This window comes from Paenibacillus sp. FSL H8-0317, from assembly GCF_045040685.1.
GTDB lineage: Bacteria > Bacillota > Bacilli > Paenibacillales > Paenibacillaceae > Paenibacillus.
Genome location: NZ_CP150294.1, coordinates 3,100,536 through 3,120,376, shown reverse-complemented (window position 1 = coordinate 3,120,376; position 19,841 = coordinate 3,100,536). Strand labels below are relative to the sequence as shown.

Here is a 19,841-nt window from a genome sequence, read left to right as displayed (position 1 = left end):
CTAACGCCTCCCCTCTCGTTTTGCTCTATTGGAACAGTCTTCCAACATATTATCACTATTCTATGAGTTTCGTCGCCGGGATTCAACAATTTCCTAAGCAAATTCTTTTATACCATGTTAGCATCCAACATGTAAGAGAAAACCATACAGAGAGGAAGATTTTCATGGAAATGGTTATCGAAAACCTCCCGTCATATCGTATCGCCTATGTTCGACAAGTTGGTCCTTACGGTCCAACCAATGCTCAAGCGATGAATACGCTGAAACAATGGGCGGACAAAAATCAATTGCTTCATGAATCAGCAACATTACTGGGTATACCCCAAGATGACCCAACTACCACACCGCCCGAGAAATGTAGATATGATGCCTGTATTGTCATCACTGAATCTGAACGTCTGGAAGATGAGTTTGTTGAGATTGGCGAGTTATCAGGCGGAGATTATCTCATCTGTAAGGTGAAGCACACCGCAGAAGATATTCAGCATGCATGGAATGTGATCATCCCTCATTTACAAACAAGTGGTTATCGGATGGACAACAAGCCGGTTATAGAACGATATCGTTGGGAACTGCTCAATCAGCATTATTGCGAGATATGTGTGCCTGTGAAACCTGTGTAACCCATGTTACGAGGAAACGAAAAAAGTGACTTCAAGTTGAAGTCACTTTTTTCGTTCAGTAATATTACTGCTACTATTTAAGTTGAACTAATCATTTACACGATAACGGAGAGGACAGAAAAAACCTGAAAAAGCGAAGCGTTCGCCTAAAAGCTTTCTGAAAGAAAGCTGCATCGGAAGCATACGCTATCCCCGGATTTTCCCCTTCGGAAAAGGGAATCAAAAAAATTCTGGGGATAACAGCGATTGGAAGGTTATTCTGTCATCGTAGTGTCAGTGTAAATAATCTTTAGTTCAACTTATATAACTAGATTAGAAATTAAAATGCCCAGTTGCCTTTACGGAATACCGGCTCGATTGTACCATCCTGTAACTCACCATCGATATCCAGTTCAGCGGAACCGATCATGAAATCAACGTGAGTCAAGCTCACATTGCACTCATGCTTCAGCAACTCTTCGTTCGACATGGTTGTGCCATCTTTCATGTTGAATGGATACGCACTTCCCACAGCCAAGTGGCAAGATGCATTCTCATCAATACCCGTATTGTAGAAAATGCGATTCAGATTGGAGATCGGAGAGTCATGTGGTACGAGTGCGACCTCACCCAGATAACGTGCACCTTCATCAGTAGCAAACAGGTTCTTCAGATGCTCTTCACCAGATGCTGCCGTAAACGCTACAACCTGTCCATCCTTGAATGTGATTCTCATCTGGTCTACCAGTTGCCCGTTCAGGTTCAAAGGCATGGTGCTGCTAACATACCCATTCACTCCGCTGCGCTTAGGCATGGTGAATACTTCTTCAGTCGGCATATTGGCGACCGTGTATACACCTTGTTTATTTTCGCTACCACCGCCACCCCAGATGTGGTTGTGGACCAATTCAATGTTCAAGTCTGTACCTGGCGCACGGTAGTGCAGGCTCTTATAGTTCTTTTTGTTCAACAAGTCTCCCATTGCAGTCAAGGTATTCAGGTGCTCTCTCCAATTTTGTACAGCGTCTCCGCCATCTACACGGTTCATTTTAAAGATGGTTTCCCACATCACGTTGATTCGGTCTTCTTCCGGGATGTCGGCAAATACTTTGTTCGCCCAAGCCTTGGTCGGGGCCTTGATCAGACACCAGCTAATTTCATGGTTGCGTGTGTATTTGGCATATCCGCGACGTGCGTGTGCAGCTGCCTTGGTAGCACGGGAAACGCTATCGGAGTCAATTCCGTTATACAGTTCAGGATCTGGAACTTTGATCGTCAGGGTAGCGCCGCCTGCTGCTGCAAAATTCTCCATCATATCCGCTTTCCAGGCTGGATAATAGTCGAAGCTGTCATTGGAACCATGTTCAAAACGACTGCGGGTAATGTTGTCGTCATCAAAGTCCACCTGTACATAGTTTGCACCAGCCGCATAGGCTTTTTGCACAATCAGACGTGTAAATTCAAGCGTTTCGATCGGTGCAGTAACGAGCAGATCCTGTCCTTTTTGAATATTCACGCCAACTTTAACAACAAGTTCTGCGTATTGTTCCAATGACTTTTCAAAGGTTTGTTCAAATTGACTCATAGTTGTATTCACTCCATTTTAATATATTAATGGCATCGGTTTGGAAATTGACTTCGGATCTGTTGAGTGGCCGTTACAGCGAAGGATCGTTCTTTAGATCGTCGTTGTCTCCAAATTTTCTTCATCGTATTTTCAAAGGTTAAAATTTGGAGACAAATACGACCGCTATCGCTTCTGCAGAATCGATTCCTTCTCTTTCATTACGCAGGCTTAATATCTAAAATTTCATTTATACAAAACGATTTAACCATTACGTTTTTCTTGTTCACGTAACTCGATCCGGCGGATTTTCCCGGAGTTGGTCTTCGGCAGATCCGTAACAAACTCGATCTTACGTGGATATTTATAAGGTGCTGTAATTTCTTTGACGTGGTGTTGCAATTCACGCATCAGTTCTGGTGAAGCCAGTGAATCATCTCGCAGTACAACAAATGCTTTAACAATATTGCCGCGGATCTCATCCGGACTTGCAACCACCGCGCATTCCTTCACGCTGGCGTGTTTCATGAGTGCTTCTTCCACTTCGAATGGTCCAATCGTGTAACCCGAACTGATGATAATATCGTCACTGCGCCCTTCAAACCAGAAGTAACCTTCTTCGTCTTTGCGTGCACGGTCCCCTGTTACAAAATAATCGCCACGCTGACTCGCTTCCTTCCGTCCCTCATCCTGATAATAGGACCGGAACAAAGCTGGCATCTGTTTGTGTACCGCGATATCTCCAACTTCACCCGCAGGCACAGGTTGTCCCTCTTCATCGATGATTTCAATCAACCCAGGTGTAATCGACTGACCCATCGAGCCAATACGTACAGGCGCATCTTTGAGACTGCCGATTAACAACGTGCTCTCAGTCTGTCCATATCCATCCCGAATGGTCAGGTCGAAGTGACGCTGGAAGATTTCAATAACTTCCTGGTTGAGCGGTTCACCTGCTGAAACTGCACTGCGCAGATGAGACAGGTCATAATGTCCAAGATCATCGGCTTTGGCCATCAACCGATATTCCGTTGGGGTACAGCAAAGGACATTAATCTGATGTTCCTGCATCAGTTCCAGGTAACGCTTGGGCTGGAATGATCCATTGTAGACCAAGCCAGTCGCGCCTCTTCCGAGTACCGACAGGAACGGGCTCCAGATCCATTTTTGCCAGCCAGGTGCAGCCGTTGCCCATACGGTATCTGAAGGTTGAATATCCAGCCATAATGAAGAAGCAATCCGCAGGTGGGCATATCCCCAACCGTGGCTATGTACAACTCCTTTGGGATTACCTGTTGTACCCGAAGTATAAGCAAGGATAGCCGTATCATCACGGTGTGTTTCCACCGCAGCCATCTCATCGGGTTGATTCTGCATTAACTGATGCACATTGACCCAACCTTCAGCAGGTACGCTAACTTCTCCATTCGGTGATGCCACGATGCGATGTGCCAGTGACGGCAGATCCGCGTCCATTTTTTCTACTTCTGAGGTCGTCTCGGACCATACAATAACAGCCCGCGCCTCAGAGTGACGCAGACGATATTCCAGATCTTTTGCCCGTAACATCTCGGAGGAAGGAATAACGGCAATCCCCAGTTTCAGACAAGCGATATAAATGACATAGGCAATAATACGGCGTGGTACCATGACCAACACCCGATCACCCTTCTCTAGTCCAAGTTCACGCAATCCTCCAGCAAGACGATTCGCCTGCTTGAATAAATCACCATACGTGATCTCTTCCAATTCTCGTTGATCGCTGAGCCATCTAAGTGCAATCCGGTCTGATGGATGATTCTCCATCTCGGATGTCAGGTTATAGCTTTCAGGCGAAATCCACTGTTCAAAGTTCAAATGGAGCCTCTCCTTCGTAGTTCAATTGTATAGCTTCTATATATTATACCCTAAATCCTAGGACCAGGTGCTATGAACTAGGTTCATTCTGAAAAAATAAACATAGGTCAATTAATGAACTATTATAATAGATCTTATCCTATAAAGAAAATGACATATACAAAATGGCGCCTTCCTGATTGATCAGGTAGGCGCCATTTCATTTCTTCATTTATATTACATTAATTTTACCTAACTACAATTTTCACAACAGCTATACTGTGTATGTTACCACGGATAATTACCCATTCCGTCCAAAATGCTTTCGATCTCATTCAACTCTTCCGTTGTCAGGTCAGGTGCGCTGAGCGCAGCTACATTTTCTTCAATCTGGGACACACGGCTTGCACCAATCAATGCAGAAGTTACACGGTTACCACGCAAAATCCAGTTCAGAGCCAGTTGGGAGATCGTCTGCCCTCTTCGCTCGGCAACTGCCTGAAGCGCATCGAACTTGGCAATCCGTTCGTCTGTGTATGCTTCTTTTTTCAAATTGCCTGTTGGATTGGCTCGTTCTGCCTTGATCTTGTCAACATATTTATTCGTCAGCTGACCGCGGCCGAGCGGACAGAATGCAATTGAACCTACGCCCTGCTCATCCAGTACGTCCTGCAAACTGTCTTCAATCCAACGATTGAGCATCGAGTAGTTTGGCTGATGAACCAGACATGGCGTACCCAGACGACGGAGAATGGTTACCGCTTCTTGCGTCTGTTCTGCATTATAATTGGACAAGCCCACATACAGTGCTTTACCCTGCCGCACGATGTGATCCAGCGCCGTCATCGTTTCTTCCAATGGCGTGTCCGGATCTGGACGGTGATGATAGAAAATGTCCACATAATCCAGTCCCATCCGACCAAGACTTTGATCCAGACTGGCAATCAGGTTTTTGCGGGAGCCCCACTCGCCGTAAGGTCCACTCCACATGTGATAGCCTGCCTTCGACGAGATAAGCAGTTCATCCCGATAAGGACGCAGATGTTTTTTGTAAATCACACCAAAGTTCTCTTCGGCTGATCCTGGAGGTGGACCATAGTTATTCGCCAGATCGAAATGGTTAATTCCGAGATCGAAGGCACGCAAAATCATCTCTTCCTGAATATCCAATGTACGGTTGCCACCAAAGTTCTGCCATAAACCCAGCGCAATTTGCGGCAGTCTGATTCCGGATTTGCCTGAACGCACATATTTCATCTCATCATATCGTTGTTCGCTCGCAGTATAGGGCATCGTTATTCTCACTTTCCTGTAAGGTTTGTTGAATTCCTTTTCATCTTAGACATTTTCCTGGATAAACGATATGGCATTTCGCTATAATCATATGGAAAAATGATTGTTATCTATATATACTATTGTTATATTCTTAATATTTTCAGATATGTAGTATGTTAAAATGCAAGATGAGACGAAATCGTACAGGAGTGAATACCCTTGATTACGTATATGTTCAAAAACAATCATTTTCAGGAGCTTCAGCTCCTTCATTATGGCACGGAAGCCTGTACACCAGGTCACCACTTTGGCCCTGCCATGCGAGACTATTATAAAATTCATTATATTTTGAATGGCAAAGGCACCTTCGAAGTTGGTGGCAAAACGTATACCCTGCACAAAGGACAAGGATTTCTGATCGTTCCGCATTCCGTCGTGCATTACGAAGCAGATCAGGATGATCCATGGGAATACAGCTGGGTTGCTTTTCAAGGCAGCAATAGTTCTTCCTTTTTACAGCAAGCATGTCTGTCCGAGCATCACCCGATTTTTGAGTTGGGTAATGAGGATGACGAGATGCGATCCTGCCTGCACCGAATGATCAATTCCCGCAATACCCACAAAGGCTGGGAGATTAGCATGACTGGTTTGCTGTATCAATTCTTCTCTATTTTGATTGATCAGGCTAATTCAGAGCATCTTCAACCCATGCAGGATTATTCGAAGGAAACGTATGTAACGCAGGTAATGGACTTCATTGAAATGAACTATGCCAATGCCATTACCGTTCAGTCCATCGCGGCCCATGTCGGTTTGCAGCGCAGTTATCTGTGCTCTCTGTTCAAGGACCAGATGGGAAGCAGTATTCAGTCTTATCTGGTCCATTATCGGATGCGCAGGGCAGCCGAACTAACGCTTGATCCCGGTCTGACCATTGGTGATATTGCCCGTTCTGTGGGCTATACGGATCAATTGCTTTTCTCCAAAATGTTCAAAAAAGTGATGGGCGAAGCGCCCACCTATTATCGCAAACATAAAACAACACCCTCCCAGTTAAGTTGTTAATTGGGAAGGTGCTGTTTGTGCCAATCGTTTATCCTTACAGTCGTGATTCCTTACATTCTTTTCATTTGTTTATACCATCTCCGGCATGGATATGCCAACAACTTGTACTTTGATTTCATTGACCATGACGCCGGCTAATTGTTCTACAGCCTGTTGAACATTATGTTGAAGTTCACGGCAAACCTCGTGCATCTTGTTGCCATATTGAATATTAATTCGCAGCTGGATGGTTGCCTGATCGTCTTTGACGTGTACGTCAATCCCTTTTTGCAGACTCTTGCCGCTGATACTCTTGGCAATCCCTTCAGTCAGTCCAACGGACATGGAGGATACGCCAGCCGTTGATTGAGCGGCCATCCCCACGATCTTGGATAACACATCGTTCGAGATGTGAATGGTACCCATTTGAACAGATTGAGGTGCGATATATTCAGGTTCGTTGTATTGTTTTTCGATAATTTCAGACATGTGCTCCACTCCTTCGAATAATTAAATTCTATGCATTCTGCCATTTGTCCTTGAAGAACATGTTATAGATTCGAACCAAAAGAATTTTAACGATCATATAAACCGGGATAATAATCAGGATGGCAATAATTCCACCCAAGTCCCCTGCACCTAATACCAAAATGATGGTCGTGAGCGGGTGAATATCGAGCTTTTTGCCGAATACGTACGGTGCAACCAGGTTGTCCTGAATCTGCTGAGCGACAAGAATAATAATCAGGGACCAGATGGCAACCGATGGTGAGACCACTAGACCCATGATCACAATAGGCACGGACGACACAATCGCTCCGATAAACGGAACAAAGTTCATAATAACCGCGATCACCGTGAGCAGTAATGCGTACGGCAGTCCAATGATGAGGAAACCGATATACATCAGTACACCCAGTGCCAGATTGACCAAAACTCTTCCCACAATAAAACCACTCAGCGCCTGATCAATCTCAATTACGACTTCACGGCTGTCATTTTGGAAACGTTTTGGAGCGATATGTGCCAATTTACGTCCAAATTTCTCGCCTTGTAACAGCATATAGAACAAAAGGATCGGTAGTGTAAACAAGATGATCGCAAAACTGGAAACGAGTGAGAAAAATCCACTTACGTAGTTGGTCACAAAGTTAAATCCTTTGTTGATATACTCCGTGATCTGGGAGAAAGGTGTCGAGCCCTCAGGGAACAAGGCCTGAATGGCACCATTCTGCTCCAGCTCTCTCAGCTGTTCACTTAATGAATTGATCAGATTCGGCGCGTTATCAACCAGGTTGATCAGTTGCTCACGTAACGATGGCCATAACCCAATGATGAAGAACACTCCCAGAATAGCAATAACCAGATAGATTAGCAAAATACTTAGCGTGCGATTTATTTTCTTTTTCTCCATATAATTCACAAGCGGTCGAAGCAGATAATAAAAGAACACCGACAACATCATCGGCACGGTAATGACCGTGATCATGGTGACGAGTGGCTGAAAGATGAAGCTCACACGTGATAATAAATAGATATTAACCAATATCAGCGCCAGTGCAATACTGAACCGGACAAACGTATTTACTTTGAACAAAATATTTCCCTCCACATGGACATTTCTTCTCTTATTTAATTTGGAATCTCAATGGTAAACACAGTGGTCTCTCGCCCACGCCGGGAAAGGATCAGCCGTCCGCCCATTTTCTCCGTATTACGTCGTGCGATGGACAATCCAAGTCCGGTGCCTCCGGTCGCTGTCCGCGCCTCATCCCCTCGTACAAACGGGTCAAAGATCGTTGACCACAGTTCTTGTGGTATGCCCACTCCGTTATCTGCCACCTCTATCACCACATGGGTATGAAGCGGAATGAGTTCGACGCGCAGTTCGGTCCCGATTGGATTATAAGACAGAGCATTGGTAATCAGATTCTGGATGACTCTGGATAACAGCTCCGGATCATACCTCGCGTAGATCACCTCATCAGGAACAAGTACATGAAGGACAAACTGTTTCTGTTCAATCTCCCCATAGGTATCTGCCATAATCTCGCGCAGGAATTCTCCAATCTCTCTTCTCTGAATATGCATGCGAAAATCGGGCGAATCAACCTTGAGCAGCTCCAGCATATTCTGTATCATGCGTGCAACTTGAACAGACTTGTTATAGATGTATCCCAGATATCTTTGCTGCCTGTCCTTGTCCTCCCCACGTCCTTCCACCAATGCCTGCGCATATCCCTGTATGGATGTTATCGGTGTCTTCAGATCATGTGATAAATCTACAATCAGTCGCTGCTTGCTCTCTTCGGCGTAACGCTTCTCCGCAGAGGTGTTCTCAATGACATCCGCCATGTAGTTGAAGGTCTCACCTATCTGGACAAATTCCCTCTCGGCTGAGATCGACATTCGTGTACTATAATTTCCTTGTATCATCTGCGTAAGACCCGAGGAGAGGATGCTGAGTGGTTTTTTGATTCTCCGTGCGACCCAATAGCTATAGACAAAGATCAATAATAAAACCAAACCGATGCCAATCATAATGTAAAAGGATAATGGATGTTTCAGATTGGTAATCAACTGATTATCATTAATTCGCACGCTGACCAGATCACGCGGAATTTTGAGCAATACATACGCTGCCGCTCCTTCTGTCGAGAGAGGAGTGATCGAATAATAGTATTCCTGGTCACTCCGATTTTCCAGTCCATCATACAGATCGGCTTCACTGTATTGCGTGAACGCATCTTGCTTGTCTCCCACATGATGAATGACATTGCGATTCGCATCCAGAATTTCAATCCAGCCACCGCTGTCCTTGAGACGTTGAATCTCTGTGTCTTTGCCTTTCGACACCGAACCTCCACCGGAGTAAAATTCGTTCTCCAGCTCTGCCACATACACGTGGGCTTCAACATTCAGATCCGGATCAACCACCTGATCCGAAATGCGAAAATCCACGACATCCAGTGAAACCATAAGGTACACAATCAATACCAGTAACAGCAAAAAGAAGTTGAACAGCAAGAAGTCCAGTGTCAGGGATGTCTGCAACAGTCGCTTTTCTCTAGCTTTCCATGGGCGCTTCAATTTTGTATCCCAGTCCCCTTATCGTTTTGAGATATTCCGGTTGTCTGGAGTCACGTTCGATCTTCTCCCGTATGTTGCTGATATGTACCATAATCGTGCTGTCCTCGTGCGCATAATAATCGCCCCAGACCGCTTCGTATATTTTTTTACGGGTGAACACTCGGCCAGGTTGATCGAGCAACAATTCCATAATTTTATACTCTGTAGAGGTTAATGTTACAGGATTTCCTGAACGAAAAAGGATACATTGGGATCGATCCAGCGTCAGATCACCTAATACCAGATTCTGTTCTTTCGCTGCGGGGATCTCCGCTGCATCAAATTGATTAACTCTTCTGAGCAACGCCTCTACTCTGGCGACAATCTCAAGCGGGTTGAACGGCTTCGCTATATAATCGTCTGCCCCAAGTCCGAGTCCAAGGATTTTATCGTGATCCTGACTTTTAGCGGACAGGAACAGTACAGGCATGTGATATGTGGCTCTGATCTGTTTGATCAACTGCAATCCACCCATTACAGGCATCATGATGTCCAGTATGACCAGATCGATCTGTGTTGAACGTATGGTTTGTAACGCCTCGGCTCCATTCACCGCAGTTTTAATGGTATAGTCCTTCTCCAGATATAGTTGAAGCAGTTCAACAATCTCTGGTTCGTCATCTGCAATTAATACGGTGTATCTCATGTTATTCCTCTCATTTCCTATACTCTATGCCTATCTCTACATTATTACTATATACTACGTCTCTTAATTCAACCTAAATCATTTCTAAAGATAATCTAAATAAATAGAAATAGAGCCCTGGCTCAGGCCAAGGCATTAACTAAAATAGGGCTGTTTTCAGCCTACATTCAAGCTTTTCCGTTCTTCATTCAAGCTTTCCATTCTTCATTCGGACCATTTTATTAGACCATCAGATCAGTCCTTAAGCGAACGTAGCCACGGCTCCACTTTTCCGAATAAACGTTCCTTGTCATACTGCACATATTGGTTCGCCCGATTGCGCACAGGATCACCCGCGTAGAAACGTTCATATAGATCATGCCTTGCTCCGAGTGGACTTCCGGTCAGCTCCCATGCGAGTTGAAAGAGTCGAATCTTCTCCGGGGCTTGTAACGTTACTCCACCAAGATATTTGCCTATCATGGAACCCATCATTTCATTCATCTCAAACGTACCTGACGGAATCTGAATCAGACCACCCGCAGCAATGGTCTTCAAAATCTCCACCGCGCGGGGATAATAGCGATTGCCCAGATTACGTGCGGTTTCAATATATTTGAATTCCGGCAACCAGTTGCCAAATGCGTCCGGCTTGGACTGTGCTTCAGCAGCAATAATCAGTCCCTCGATAGTCTGCATCTGACTGATCAGCTCTCCAAGTTGTTCCTGCACATTTAGGAAAGAGTCCACCCCAATCTCCTTGGCAATGGATGAGGTCACGGCTGTAATAAACTCCAGTTTCGAGTGTAATCGAATGACACTCTGATGGTAGGCCAGACTGGCCGAAGCTGTATTGCAGCGAATCTGCCATACGGCTTCAGGGTTATTGTGCAGTAATACACGTTCCCAGGGTACAAATACATCATCAAAAAATAATACAGCATCCATCTCATCATACTGCGCACTGAGTGGATGTGATTTATCTGTATCTTTTGTGGCAAAAGATTCACGACACATCATGTGCAAGCCCGGACTGTCCGCGGCTACAATTACCATATGGGCCAGCTCTGGCAGGTGGCCTGGAATTCGTTGAACGGGATAAGCAATGATATCATCGGCATAAGGCGCAGCTGTTGCCACCATTTTGGCCCCGCGGATCACAACGCCCTCTGTATTCCTTTTGACAATTCGCAGCATGGCATCCTCATCTCCTCCAACAGGCAAGGAACGATTAATCTGTGGGTCCCGCTGGACAATGGTCAGGAATACATCTTTTCGTTTGGCTTGTGCAAAATAATCCGATATTTTGTCTGCAAATGCCGGGTCATGTGATGTCATTTCATGTCGTGTTGCATACCAACCGGTCAGCCTGGATCGGGCATAATCAGACAATCGGCTCATCACCCCATACGTCCGATCGGCCCACAGCCGAAAAGCATCCGCCCTGCTGTTTACGTCAGGAAGTGAACGAGGCACAAGAAAAGAGCAATGCACGTAACTTCCCGTCTGTTCGTCCCAATAGGCCACGGTTTCCCTTGTCACCGGGTCATCCACCAGATTGAACAATCCTTCTATGGTTTGAAGTGTTCCCTGAAAGGCCTGATGCCCAGTTACCTGGATACGCTCTCCGTCCAGCCATACATTCCGCTCATCATTCAGCCGTTGAATGTAAGCTTGTCCACGAGACATCGTGATACTCATGATATGTCCTCCCTCTCAGGCACCGGCCTGACATTTCTGTAACTCCATCCTCTAACTGCTTGAGAAACTATGTAATGATACATTCTGTATCTAATGAAATAGTACTGTGCCTTAGCTAGAAAAGTCAACAGACACCGAGCGATCAGTCCGGTGTCTGTTGGGCCATGCTATTTTAGACTAATTTGGAATACATGTGACGCAGATACCGCCAGCGCACGAGTGCAAAATACAAAATCTGCATGGAAGCAAATACCAAGAAGATGCGCAGGCTGTATCCAAAGACCGAGAAATCAACCAGTTGCTGCAACGCCACAAAGGCAACCGAACTGTGGATGACCGCCACCAGAATCGGCAGGAAGAACATAAGCAATAGCTGCCTTGTTACGATCTTACGGAGTTCGGGACGACTCAGTCCCATTTTGCCAATCATGCGATACTGCGCTTCATCCCGTTCTAGATCTGCGTAAAGTCTGAAATACGTGAAACTTGCTGCAAAGGTGAAGAAAACAATGCCGATCAGGCCGCTCAAAATTAGAATGATGCCATTGGTCTGCTTGGAATTAAGCCAATCCACCACAAGCGCGCTGACCTCGTAATAACCTTTTTCGGAATGATCATCTTGAATGGATTTGATCAATTCAGGAGCAAAGCTGCGTGTACCCATCCAATCTTTCACGATAAATTGTATCGTTCGACTCGAATAGAAACCTTCAGGCATGCCAACTTCCTCGTTGTACGCAGGTCTCATCTTATTAAATAATTCGTCGGTTACGACGTAGAGATAAATTTCATATTGAAAAGGAATTACAATATCGGTACCAGGTGTCGATAGCTGGACAGGTACGTGCTGATTATCAACCTCCAGATTGACCTTTCCTCCCGAGACTCCTTTTTCAACCTGTTCACGGTACTCCTTGCGCATCGCCAAATTGCTTGGTGTCATAAATGACTCATCGATTTGTTTCAACGTACGTTCTTCATACCCCAGTGCCTTCGCAAGACGGTTATAATCACTCAGTTTGATAATCTTCCCATTATTATTTTCACCTATAGGAGCATAACTGCCCTTCACGTAGGGAACTTGATTATCAATCAACGTTTCTTCAATCTGCCGAATATGTCGCTCGGAGTTGGGAGTATCCCAGTTATTCATATAACTGAATGCGTACGGATTCGACATGGACGACAACCCCGGGTCAGCAATAGCAAGCATGGTGCCAATTCCCGTAAATGAAGAAGCCGAGATGATACTTACCATGAAAAACATGATGGCGTTATCTTTCATTCGATAGGTAAGTTCAGATAGGAAGAGCAGATTGGTTTTACGGAAAAACAACCTTGGATTTCTTTTCAGTGCCCGAATGATGTATACACTGAGCTGTGTGAACAGGAAGTACGTACCTGCAATAACAACCACGACACTTGCGAGTAATAACGGAAAGGAGAAGCTTATCCATACAAAAGTGAATACTCCTGCATAACCCCCGCCAATTAACAATACCGATAACAAGGCGAGCAGACGTGATGCTTTGGGTTCCGGTTTCGGTTTCTCCTCTGATTTCACAAGGTCAATGAGCGTTCCTTTGCGGATGAGCAAGGATGATGACATCGCGATCACAACAAACAGCAGCAGAAATGCACCTGCCGTCAGGGCAATGCTTTTTAGCGGAAAATAGAATCGAAGGCTGTTCTCAACAGCCAGCATGGAGCCACAGATCAGCAGAATCAATTTGCCGAAAATAATTCCGAGTCCGATCCCGGTAATGATGGAAGCTAATCCGATACACATGTTCTCCATAAACAGAAGTCTGTTCATCTGTTTACGTGTCATGCCTATGATCAGGAAAATACCAAATTCCTTCTTGCGCGTCTTCAGAAATGAACCAACAGAATAGAGCAGGAACAGGAATGAAAAGATGAATATAATGATCTCTGCAATCATAAACCCCTGATTCGCAAGCAACGTAACCGTACCACTTGAACCTTTTAACCCCGCTTTCAGATCAGGATGGAACAAGAGCAATGCATAAGTAAAAAAGATCATGACGGAAAATGTACTGCTCAGAAAATGAGCCAGATAAATTCGTTTGTTGCGAACAACGTTATTAATGGCGAACTGGCGAAAATTCATGTCCTGAACCTCCCATTAGGGATAATACATTAATAATCTTCTGGTAAAAGGCTGCGCGATTATCGCCGTAGTGAATTTCATTATACAGTTTGCCATCCTTGATAAAGACAACCCGACTGCAATAACTTGCAGCTACTGCATCATGAGTGACCAGCAGCATCGTAGCCTGATCCTCTTGATTGCGAGTTTCGAGAATCTCCATGACATCTCTTGCCGCCTTCGAATCCAGGTTGCCTGTTGGCTCATCGGCCAGAATCAGCTTCGGGGAATGGATAAGCGCTCTGGCAATGGCCGTACGCTGTGCCTGTCCTCCTGATATCTCATATGTCCGTTTGTTCAGAATACCCTCGATCCCCAGCTTGCTTGCCAGCTGTTCGACACGTGTGTTCATCTCTGCTAGCGAAACACCGTCAAGAGTCAGTGGCAGCACAATGTTTTCCTTGACTGTCAGGGTATTTAACAGATTGAACGATTGAAAAACGAATCCAAGCTCTTTGCGCCGGAACAGCGCGAGTTCGTCCTGATTCAATTCAAACGGATTCTTCCCTGCAATCCGCAGTTCGCCTGAAGTTGGATGATCAATGGTTGAGATCATGTTCAGCAGCGTTGTTTTGCCACTACCCGATGGTCCCATGATGCCAACAAACTCACCTTCCTGAATACTGAGGTCAATACCTGATAAAGCTTCATAAGATACGATGCCTTTGTAGATTTTACTGATCTGTTTCACAGAACAAATCTCCATGGTTACAACTCCTTAGTGATGTATGAATTCAAAATCAAGTTACATTCATGCTGTGTGCATGTGTATTGTGCGTGGCCTTTCCTGTACTCTTCTGACTACAGTCTATCGAAGTTTTGGCCATTCTCCTATGGTTTAACCTTTCACCAACATGACAATGTTGTAAGGTTGCATCATGAAAATCAAAAAGACGCCTTCGCCCCGATCAGGCAATAGACGTCTATACTTACAACTTACACTGTAATATATACTCCACTCACACTTCTTCAACAAAAATACAGACCTCACGTCCCAATCTTATCTTCAACCTGTCACTTCAAGAGTTGAATGTAATTCGGACAGTCGTTCCTTCGCCGTACACAGATTCAAGATCAATCCGATGATTCATCCGTGTTAACACTTCTTTGGCAATATACAGCCCCATGCCTGTGGACTCTTTGAAATGCCGCCCGTTCTCCCCGGTGAAGAAAGGTTGGAATACCCGGTTTAGATCAGACTTCGGAATCCCGATGCCCTGATCCTGCACTTCCAACATGATAGAGCGTTCCGCTTCATATGCACGCACATAGATCTTCTGCCCGTTGCCCGCGGAGTACTTGATTGCGTTCGACAGTAACTGTACCAGGACAAACCGAATCCACTTGGCATCGGATTGTACAACCAGCGAAGGTTCTATATGCATCTCTGGATAGACGTGATTTCGAATAAAGAATCGCTTGAGCTCATGGATCGCTTCTTCCCCAGCGGTCTTCAGTATCACAGGTTCCACACTGAAATCCTGTTCGAAGGTATCCAACCGCGCTACATACAGCACAGTCTCCAATCCCCGTCTCATCTGGTCCGCTTCCTCTCGAATGCTTACAAGCCGAGGATCATCATCTTCCTGACCTTCCACGGTCAACTCGATGACGGATAAAGGTGTCTTCATCTGATGGACCCACTGGTTCAAGAATGTCAGATATTCTTGCTGCCGTTGTTCCAGCCGATGGAGATGAGCATGATACTGTCCGTATTGAGAATCCAGCAGCTTCTCCAGCGCCAGTGATAATGGACTTGTTTCGTTCAATGGTACAAATTCCTTCAGCGAATCCATCGATCGTGACATCCGGGTATAAAAGGAGCGATGTGAATAATATCGATACACCAAATATCCAACGTACAAAAATAATCCCAACGCTACGGCATAAGCAGCCGTGATCCAATCGTTATAACCGTCAAACCAGAACACCGCAACAACGGTGAACAAGATGGCAACAACCCAGCACGTTAAAGCAAGATGTTCTCGTATAAACAATCTCATGATGGTGAAAAGGCCTTCCAGGTATTGTTCAATCGGTAACCCGAACCTCTGACCGTTTCCAGTGCATCCGTAATACCAAGCTCAGCTAATCGTTTACGCACCCGAGTAACGTTAACACTGAGTGTGTTGTCATCCACAAAAGAGTCATCCCACAGCTTCTCCAAGATAGTCTCTCTGCTCACCAGCTTGGGACTGCGGCGCAGCAACGTTTCCAGCAGAATCGTTTCCTTCTTTGTCAGCTGTACTTTGCGATCACCAAGCTGAATCTCCAGCCTTTCCAAGTACACGACCAAGCCGTCCAGTTCCACCTTGCGTTCTTCGTCACGTGCAGCATAGTCCCCATATACCCGGCGCAGCTGACTGCGAATTTTCGCTATAACAATCTCATGCTCAAATGGCTTCGTGATATAATCATCCGCCCCGTTCTCCAGTGCCATGACCTGATCCATCTTCCCACTCCGCGCGGAGATAAACAAAATGGGGCATGTGGACAGTGTACGAATCTGGCGACACCAATAGAAACCATCGTAACTGGGCAAGTTGATATCCAGAAGTACCACATGTGGCTGTACCTGCTCAAACTGTTGCACAATCATCTCAAAATCCTCGACCAGAACGGCCCGGTCTCCATAACGCTCAATATGAGATTTCAATAATCCCGCAATCTTGGGATCGTCTTCTATTATCATAATGGTATACATTATTGGATCTCACCTCTGGCAAAATCATAACACAGGATTTATTATCTAGCATCGATTTGCTTACGCCAATCCACAATATCTGCATTCAATTGCTTCAGGTCTCCGGAAGCTTTCTGATTATCCGATAACTTGTATTGTTGCTTCAAAGCCAGGATACGATATACACTTTCATCAATTCGGGACTCGGTGATCTTGCCTGACTTCACTGCACTCATTAGCGTATCAAAAATCGTCTTGGCACTCTCATAACTGTGAGCGACCAACAGAATGTCACTTCCTGCTTTAACAGTTGCTAGGGCTGCCTGGTCCAACTTGAAGTTCTTCGCGATTGCACCCATACTCAGGTCATCTGTGATGACCACACCGTCATAGTTGAATTTCCTGCGCAGATGTTCACCAATAATGACATCCGATAAGGAGGCTGGATGATCCGGGTCCAGCTTCGGGAACAAAATGTGTGCAACCATCACCGCCTCTACCTGCTCCTTCACTGCGGCCTGGAATGGAATCCATTCAAGTTTGGCCAGTTGTTTTTCCGTTTTATTCACGACAGGAAGATCGAGATGGGAGTCCACGGACGTATCACCATGACCCGGAAAATGTTTCACTACCGGAATAATGCCTTCACTACGTAGTCCCTTCATCTCTGCAATCCCCATACGTGACACCAGTTCTGCCGAGCTGCCAAATGAACGATCTCCAATCACCGGGTTCTTCGGGTTACTATTCACATCCAGCACAGGAGCAAAGTCCACATTAAAACCCGCAAGCTGAACTTGTCTCGCCAACAATTCGCCCATCGTTTCAGCAAGCGCACTATCTTTTGTCTCGCCTACTTTTCTACTGGAAGGAATGGATTCCACCGTGTCCGGCATACGACTCACTTTGCCGCCCTCCTGATCCACACTCATGAAGATCGGTACCGGGTTGGACTGATTCGCTTCCTTGACGGACTTCACAAACTTGGCTGTTCCCTCGAGTGTTGATACATTGTTGGCATAGAAAATAATGCCCCCTACCTTTTGATTCGTAATCATCTGTTTGGCTTGATCATCCAACGTTGTCCCTTGAACACCGGCCAGTATCATCTGTCCAATCTTCTCTTCTAACGTTAATGAACTAAGCTGCTCCTGCACCGGATCGACTTCTTCTTGCGGTTCCTCTGGTACTTCTTCCTGCGGTGGAGCGGTATTCTGCTCCGGCGATGAAGAAGATTGCCCTGAGTTGGAGCCAGCGTTCGATCCGGTATTCGAGTCCGTTGCGGAGGAAGGTTTCTGTGCTTGGCCACATGCCGATAAAAGCAGAACGATCCCCAGCAGAAGACACATCATCTGCAGTGGTATTCTTCGTTTATTGTTCGAGTTGTACCTATAGTTGTGCAAGGATATTCATCCTCCTTATGTAATGTCATCTTGGTAATCTAAAGGTTCAGGCCTAACCTTATCACAAGGTGAATGATTTTCAAAATGAGCGCTTCTGAGGATTGAATCGTTGTGCTGACATATATGCAGCAAAAAAATGGTTGCTATAGAACCTGAGATGTGGAACTTAATGCTGTTGTGACTAGGCGCGTGTGCGATGTATGTGGAGTATAAAAAGGAGTAACGGTGCAGAAAACGATTTTCTATTGTGAATTTTTCATATGTTGAAATTATTAGTATAAGCAAATCAAAAAGCCGCCCAAAGGCGGCCTATTTGTTCGTTTTTGTTTTACTTTTCGTTGTAAATCGTTGCCGTTTAGCGTTGATTCACCTTGCACCAAACGTTCTTAGGCTTCTATTAATGGAGTGTTTGCAACACTTCCGTTGTAAATGGAATAATTTCGGATATGCGACCTTCACGAACTTTGGCAGGCCATTCGGGATCACTAAGCAGAACACGACCCAAGGCGATTAGGTCAAATTCATTGTTCCCCAGCTTCTCATTTAATAGATCCAGATGGGCATCCCCTGTTCCCTGGTTCTCGGTTGCTCTGTCTACAAATTCAGCTTCAAGTCCTACCGATCCAACGGAAATAGCTGGTTTACCCGTTATTTTTTGCGTCCAACCCGCAAGATTCAGCTCAGATCCTTCGAATTCGGGTAACCAGAACCGGCGTGTAGAACAATGGAATATATCCACGCCAGCAGCACTGAGTGGGGCCAAGAATTGCTCCAATTGTTCTGGCGTCTCCACCAGACGTGCCTCATAATTCCCCATCTTCCATTGGGAAAACCGGAGCACAATTGGGAAATCAGGGCCAACCGCCGCACGACAAGCTTTAATCACTTCAACTGCAAATTGGGTTCGTCGTACCAAATCACCACCATAATTGTCGGTCCGTCGATTCGTCTGCTCCCAGAAGAATTGGTCGATCAGGTATCCATGGGCTCCGTGAAGTTCAATGCCGTCAAACCCGATTCGCTGTGCATCCGCTGCCGCTTGGGCATATGCCTGTACAAGACCTTGAATCTCCTCTTCCGTTAATGGTTCACTTGATGGTTCACCTGCCATGCTAACCCCTGACGGACTTACAGGCTCAGCTTCTGCGTTAGGCAAGTCACCGGAACGACGTGCTGTACCCACATGCCACAATTGTGGCATGATTTTGCCACCCGCTTCATGTACTGCTTTCACAACATTAGCCCATCCTTGCAACGAATCTTCTCCATGGAATAATGGAATACTCGCTCCACTAACCGAAGATGGATGATTAATGCCTGTACCTTCTGTTATGATGAGTCCCACTCCACCTGCTGCTCTGCGACGATAGTATTCAGCAACTTCTGGTCCAGGTACGCCCTCTGGTGAGAATCCGCGAGTCATGGGTGCCATAACGATTCGATTAGACAATGTTAGCTTGTCCGAGGTGAAAGGTTTGAATAAAGCTGAAGGTACGTTCATAAGTACATTGCTCCTTTGCAATTGGAAGTATGGAACTCCGCATCCACATGAAATGCGACATGCTTTTGTATATTGTAACACGTGTAATCCAGTTGACTGGTTTAGGATTATTTCTCTATCCATTTTATAGTTTCTTAATTTTATTTACAAATTTTCGAAGTTGGGCGTTCAAAGTAATCTTATAGAAAAAAAGAAAGCTACCTTACGGCAGCCTCTGTTTGATCACACTACGGAAGCAGTCTGACATACACTCTACTACATCTTAAAGTATTTTCCCGGTCACCAATAATGTGGATGTAGCATAGTAT

General features: G+C 45.4%; 16 protein-coding genes. 2 read left to right on the top strand and 14 right to left on the bottom strand.

Annotated features, from left to right (window positions below; all coding sequences use genetic code 11):
• Positions 1-164: 164 nt before the first annotated feature.
• Complete coding sequence (locus tag MHB43_RS14130) at positions 165-623, top strand: GyrI-like domain-containing protein (RefSeq protein WP_221819575.1); 459 nt, start codon at positions 165-167, stop codon at positions 621-623.
• A gap of 319 nt (positions 624-942) precedes the next feature.
• Here the strand turns inward: MHB43_RS14130 and MHB43_RS14125 are convergent, their stop codons facing one another.
• The 3 genes from MHB43_RS14125 to MHB43_RS14115 all read right to left on the bottom strand — a co-directional run bounded on the left by MHB43_RS14125 (position 943) and on the right by MHB43_RS14115 (position 5,295).
• Positions 943-2,187, bottom strand: coding sequence for an aminopeptidase (locus MHB43_RS14125; protein WP_221819576.1), 1,245 nt, complete (start codon positions 2,185-2,187; stop codon positions 943-945).
• A 243-nt stretch (positions 2,188-2,430) separates the two neighbouring features.
• Positions 2,431-4,023 carry an acyl-CoA synthetase MbcS gene (gene mbcS / locus MHB43_RS14120; protein WP_405132172.1) on the bottom strand — a complete coding sequence of 531 codons (1,593 nt, stop codon included), beginning with the start codon at positions 4,021-4,023 and terminating at the stop codon, positions 2,431-2,433.
• A 267-nt stretch (positions 4,024-4,290) separates the two neighbouring features.
• Entirely contained in the window at positions 4,291-5,295 is a 1,005-nt protein-coding gene (locus MHB43_RS14115; RefSeq protein WP_221819578.1) for an aldo/keto reductase, read from the bottom strand.
• Between the two features lie 201 nt (positions 5,296-5,496).
• Here MHB43_RS14115 and MHB43_RS14110 point away from each other — a divergent pair, with 201 nt between their 5' ends.
• Positions 5,497-6,342, top strand: coding sequence for an AraC family transcriptional regulator (locus MHB43_RS14110; protein WP_221819579.1), 846 nt, complete (start codon positions 5,497-5,499; stop codon positions 6,340-6,342).
• Positions 6,343-6,411: 69 nt separating this feature from the next.
• On the opposite strand, the gene MHB43_RS14105 is transcribed toward MHB43_RS14110, so the two are convergent.
• The 11 genes from MHB43_RS14105 to MHB43_RS14055 form a co-directional block, all read right to left on the bottom strand.
• Entirely contained in the window at positions 6,412-6,810 is a 399-nt protein-coding gene (locus MHB43_RS14105; protein WP_221819580.1) for an Asp23/Gls24 family envelope stress response protein, read from the bottom strand.
• 28 nt (positions 6,811-6,838) lie between these two features.
• Positions 6,839-7,918 carry an AI-2E family transporter gene (locus MHB43_RS14100; protein ID WP_221819581.1) on the bottom strand — a complete coding sequence of 360 codons (1,080 nt, stop codon included), beginning with the start codon at positions 7,916-7,918 and terminating at the stop codon, positions 6,839-6,841.
• Between the two features lie 35 nt (positions 7,919-7,953).
• A complete protein-coding gene (locus MHB43_RS14095) occupies positions 7,954-9,411 on the bottom strand; it encodes an ATP-binding protein (RefSeq protein WP_353883749.1) in 1,458 nt (485 codons plus the stop codon).
• On the bottom strand, positions 9,389-10,096 hold the full coding sequence (locus MHB43_RS14090) for a response regulator transcription factor (RefSeq protein WP_405132171.1): 708 nt from the start codon (positions 10,094-10,096) through the stop codon (positions 9,389-9,391). The genes MHB43_RS14095 and MHB43_RS14090 overlap by 23 nt, the downstream gene beginning before the upstream one ends.
• Positions 10,097-10,330: 234 nt before the next feature.
• Positions 10,331-11,776, bottom strand: coding sequence for a 4-hydroxyphenylacetate 3-hydroxylase family protein (locus MHB43_RS14085; protein WP_405132170.1), 1,446 nt, complete (start codon positions 11,774-11,776; stop codon positions 10,331-10,333).
• Positions 11,777-11,948: 172 nt separating this feature from the next.
• Positions 11,949-13,907 (bottom strand): ABC transporter permease, encoded by a 1,959-nt coding sequence (locus MHB43_RS14080; RefSeq protein ID WP_405132169.1) that lies wholly within the window; start codon positions 13,905-13,907, stop codon positions 11,949-11,951.
• Positions 13,882-14,652 carry an ABC transporter ATP-binding protein gene (locus MHB43_RS14075; RefSeq protein ID WP_036608600.1) on the bottom strand — a complete coding sequence of 257 codons (771 nt, stop codon included), beginning with the start codon at positions 14,650-14,652 and terminating at the stop codon, positions 13,882-13,884. Before MHB43_RS14075 ends, MHB43_RS14080 begins: the two co-directional genes overlap by 26 nt.
• Positions 14,653-14,965: 313 nt before the next feature.
• Entirely contained in the window at positions 14,966-15,949 is a 984-nt protein-coding gene (locus MHB43_RS14070) for a sensor histidine kinase (RefSeq protein WP_405132168.1), read from the bottom strand.
• A complete protein-coding gene (locus tag MHB43_RS14065) occupies positions 15,946-16,650 on the bottom strand; it encodes a response regulator (RefSeq protein ID WP_405132167.1) in 705 nt (234 codons plus the stop codon). Before MHB43_RS14065 ends, MHB43_RS14070 begins: the two co-directional genes overlap by 4 nt.
• Positions 16,651-16,691: 41 nt before the next feature.
• Positions 16,692-18,032: a beta-N-acetylhexosaminidase gene (nagZ, locus tag MHB43_RS14060; protein WP_405132166.1), complete on the bottom strand. Its 1,341-nt coding sequence runs from the start codon at positions 18,030-18,032 to the stop codon at positions 16,692-16,694.
• A gap of 397 nt (positions 18,033-18,429) precedes the next feature.
• The gene (locus MHB43_RS14055; RefSeq protein WP_405132165.1) at positions 18,430-19,533 is read right to left on the bottom strand and encodes an NADH:flavin oxidoreductase; all 1,104 of its coding nucleotides are present in this window, start codon (positions 19,531-19,533) and stop codon (positions 18,430-18,432) included.
• Positions 19,534-19,841: the final 308 nt, after the last annotated feature.